Genomic DNA, 3841 nt, shown 5'->3' with positions numbered 1-3841 from the left:
GCCAGGCGGTGGCGCGCGACAGGTTGGAGAGGAAGCGGCGGTCATGGCTGATCAGCACCAGCGCGCAGCGGCGGCTGGCGAGTTCGCCTTCCAGCCATTCGATGGTGGTGAGATCGAGATGGTTGGTCGGCTCGTCGAGCAGCAGGATGTCGGGCGCCGGCGCCAGCACGCGCGCCAGCGCCGTGCGGCGCGCCTCGCCGCCGGACAGGTTGTTGGGATCTTCCTCGCCAGTGAGGCCGAGTTGCTCCAGCAGATACAGTGCCTGATAGTGATCGTCGCCCGGTCCCATGCCGGCCTCGACATAGGCCAGCGTGGTGGCGAAGCCTGTGAAGTCGGGCTCCTGCGGCAGGTACTGCACGGTCGCTCCGGGCTGCACGAAGCGGCTGCCCTTGTCGTAGTCGACGAGGCCGGCGACGATCTTCAGCAGCGTCGACTTGCCGGAGCCGTTGCGGCCGATCAGGCAGACGCGCTCGCCTTGCGACACTGACAGTTCGACGCCGTTCAGCAGCGGGGTGCCGCCGAAGGTCAGGTTGATTTCTTTGAGCTGGATCAGCGGAGGAGCCATGGAATTTCGTTCAATCTGGTTTCGGCGCGGGCGCAGTCGCCTGCGCGCGCTGGATACGGCGGATCGTCTGATCCAGGGCCGAGAGAAACGCCGAGCGGTCGCGCGGCGCGAATGATTTGGGTCCGCCGGTGATTTCGCCCGATGACCTTAAGTCGGTCATCAGGTTACGCACCGCCAGCGTCATCCCGATGGAGGCTTCCGAGAACGGTTTGCCGTTCGGCGCGATCACGTCGGCGCCTGCCTTCACACAGCGGCTGGCCAGCGGTACGTCGGAAGTAATCACGATATCGCCCTTTCCAACCCGTTCCGCAATCCAGTCGTCGGCGGCGTCCATGCCGGAACCGGCGGCGATCCGCTCGATTGAGGGATCCACGGGTATCCGAATGAACTGGCCCGCCACCACACTGACAGGCAGCCGGTGCCGGGCAGCGACGCGGTAAATCTCGTCTTTGACCGGGCAGGCGTCGGCGTCGATGTAGATACGGATGCTCACGGGTTGAAGGTGCTCGGCTCGGTCAGTCGGGATGGGGGCCACGCGGCGTGCCGCCTTGTCATGGCTGGTGCGAGGCGTATCATCTTGTTGCAATGCGAACATCAAATATCGCAGTTTTCGGGAGGAATCATGACCAAACGGCTCGAATCGTACCGTGTGGAGGCGTTCAATACCGCCAAAGCGTCCGAAAACAAGATGCATGACGACCGCGTCGCTCAAAAATTCGGCTTCAGCGGCGGTCTGGTGCCTGGCGTCGATGTGCTGGCCTATATGATCCACCCGCCGGTACTGGCCTGGGGACGCGATTTCCTGGAGCGCGGGCTAATCGAGGCGCGGTTCACCAAGCCGGTCTATGACGGCGAGACCGTGCTGGTGACGGCCGATCCGGCCGGCGACGGGCTGGCCCTGCAGGTTGTCGGTGGCGACGTCCGGGCCACCGGGACGGCGTCGCTGACGTCGCAATTGCCAAAATTGGCGTTGGCGGACTTTCCGGAAATCGATCCGGTGGCTGTGCGGGCGCCGGTCGATGCGTCCTCCTACGTGCTGGACAAATGGCTCGGCAGCGCGCCGCGCTGCTGGCCGCAGGACGCCGCCGCCGAGTATCTCGCCGAGGTGCGCGAGGCCGATCCGATCTATGCGCGCGAGGGGCTGATGCATCCCGGCGTGCTGCAGCGGGTCATGAACAAGGTGCTGGTCGACAATGCCATCCTGGGTCCGTGGATCCATGTCGGCAGCCGGATGCAACTGCTGGCGGCGGCGTCACTCGATGACGAACTGGTGGCGCGTGCGCGGGTCACCGCCAACTACGAGAGGAAAGGCCATCGCTTCGTTGAGCTGGACGCGCTGGTCGTCGCCAACGGCACCACGCCGGTGGCGCATTGCCAGCATGTGGCGATCTATCAGCCGCGCGAGAAGGTCGCGGCGTAGAGGCTACACGCCGACATTGTCGATCAGGCGGGTCTTGCCGATCCGGGCTGCGACCAGCAGGCGCAGCGGGCCTTCCTTGATAGACTTCACTGGCGCCAGCGATTCGGAGTGCCGAGCCTCGACATAGTCGAGCTCGAAGCCGGCTTCGGTGATGGCATCCGCGGCGGCGGCCATCGTCGCGGTGATCGCATCGCCGTCGCGCAGCCGCTTCGCGGCGGCCTTCAGCGTCCGGTACAGGACGGGGGCTGCGGCGCGCTCGGCGGCGCTGAGATAAACGTTGCGCGACGACATCGCCAGACCGTCGCGTTCGCGTACGGTGGTGGCGCCGGTGACCTTGACGCCGAGATCGAGATCCCGGGCCATCCGCGTCACCACCTTCAATTGCTGGAAATCCTTCTCGCCGAAAAACGCCATGTCCGGCCGGGTCTGGGTGAAAAGCTTGCCGACCACGGTGGTGACGCCGCCGAAGAAATGCGGCCGAAAGCGATCCTCGAGGTCCGCGGTGGCAGGTCCCTCGGTGATGATTTTGGTCGCAAAACCCGCCGGGTACATCGTTTTGACGTCGGGATTCCACACCATGTCGACGCCCTCGGCGGCCAGCCTGGCGATATCGGCTTTCCAGGTACGCGGGTAGGAGCCGAAGTCTTCGTGGGGGGCGAATTGGGCGGGATTGACGAAGATCGACACCACGACCCGGGTAGCCCTGCGCTTGGCCAGCCGCACCAGCGCGATGTGGCCGTCATGCAGCGCACCCATCGTCGGTACCAGCGCCACGGTAGCTTTGCGGACCCGCAGGCCATCAAGGGCGCGGCGCAGGGCAGGGAGGGTGCGGACGATCAGGGGAGAACGGGGCATTGCGGCTCGATCCGTGGGAAATGACAGCGAGTCGGCCGTGCGGCCGGCGCCAACCTATCAAACCCCGATACGGGAAGGCCACCCGCCCGGCCTATCATTCGCCTGCCAAAGGGAACGAGCGCAGTCGATAGCCGTTATCCCTGCGGTAAATTTGGACGTTTCATCCCTGTTTGGGAATAAGGAATCTCTCTAAAATTGACTGTACTGGAAGGTGGCGAAATTGAGCATCTGCACAATAAACTAGTGCGTCGCACAATATTATGGCGGGCAATTCACAAATTTTGACCTTCCTGTCATATCGTTGTGACCTATATGCTGAAGAAGCCATCGGAGAGTCTATCACTTCCATTGCTGTAGGGGCGAAGGCCCCCAGGGACCAACATGAAGCGCGGAATCCTCATCCTGCTTTCGGTTTGCTTACTGACCACCGCCGCGTATTTCACCGCGAGCAAGTGGGCGATCCGCCATGAGACGATCGCGTTCCACGACGCATCGCGCGACGACCGCCTCGTCGCCGTCGATATCGCTGTCCGCCGCGACAAGGAAATGCAGGCGGATGCCGGCTTGATCAAGCTGCCGGTCGCGATCCTCAACCATGGCAACACGGTCAAGAACTCCGAGTATTCATTCCTGGCCAACATCTTCGCTGCGCGCGGCTATTTGTCGATCAGCCCGCAGCATGACCTGCCCACCGATCCGCCGATGGTGACCAAGGTCGGCGAACTCTATGTCGGCCGTCTGCCGCAAATCCTGCGCGGCGTCGCCAACATCCATTTTGCCGTCGGCGAAATGAAGAAGGTCCAGCCCAACGCCGACTACGACCGGCTGACGATGGTGGGCCATTCGATGGGCGGCGACATCACGATGTATTTCGCCAAGCAGTATCCCGACGAGATCAAGAAGGTCGTGACGCTGGATAATCTGCGCGTGCCGTTCCTGACCGAAGGCAAATTCAAGATCCTGTCGTTCCGTTCCAAGGATCCGCAGTTCAAGCCTGATCC

General features: G+C 63.2%; 5 protein-coding genes. 2 read left to right on the top strand and 3 right to left on the bottom strand.

The window, feature by feature from the left end; all coding sequences use genetic code 11:
- Together JWQ24_RS14575 and JWQ24_RS14570 are read right to left on the bottom strand one after the other, a co-directional pair.
- Positions 1-565 (bottom strand): ATP-binding cassette domain-containing protein (locus tag JWQ24_RS14575; protein WP_299809196.1); only part of this gene is annotated, 565 nt, incomplete at its 3' end.
- A gap of 10 nt (positions 566-575) precedes the next feature.
- Positions 576-1160, bottom strand: coding sequence for a YaiI/YqxD family protein (locus tag JWQ24_RS14570; RefSeq protein ID WP_299809193.1), 585 nt, complete (start codon positions 1158-1160; stop codon positions 576-578).
- Between the two features lie 27 nt (positions 1161-1187).
- Between JWQ24_RS14570 and JWQ24_RS14565 the strand changes: the two genes are divergently transcribed.
- A complete protein-coding gene (locus JWQ24_RS14565) occupies positions 1188-1985 on the top strand; it encodes a hypothetical protein (protein WP_299809191.1) in 798 nt (265 codons plus the stop codon).
- Positions 1986-1988: 3 nt separating this feature from the next.
- Here JWQ24_RS14565 and panC read toward each other — a convergent pair whose 3' ends face one another.
- Entirely contained in the window at positions 1989-2840 is an 852-nt protein-coding gene (panC, locus tag JWQ24_RS14560; RefSeq protein WP_299809189.1) for a pantoate--beta-alanine ligase, read from the bottom strand.
- Positions 2841-3221: 381 nt separating this feature from the next.
- On the opposite strand from panC, the gene JWQ24_RS14555 reads away from it, so the two are divergent.
- On the top strand, positions 3222-3841 hold a 620-nt coding region (locus tag JWQ24_RS14555; protein WP_299809187.1), incomplete at its 3' end, for an alpha/beta fold hydrolase.

It is taken from the genome of Tardiphaga sp., from assembly GCF_028290495.1.
GTDB lineage: Bacteria > Pseudomonadota > Alphaproteobacteria > Rhizobiales > Xanthobacteraceae > Tardiphaga.
Note: the sequence above shows the minus strand (reverse complement) of the source record. Positions and strands in the feature narration are given on the sequence as shown.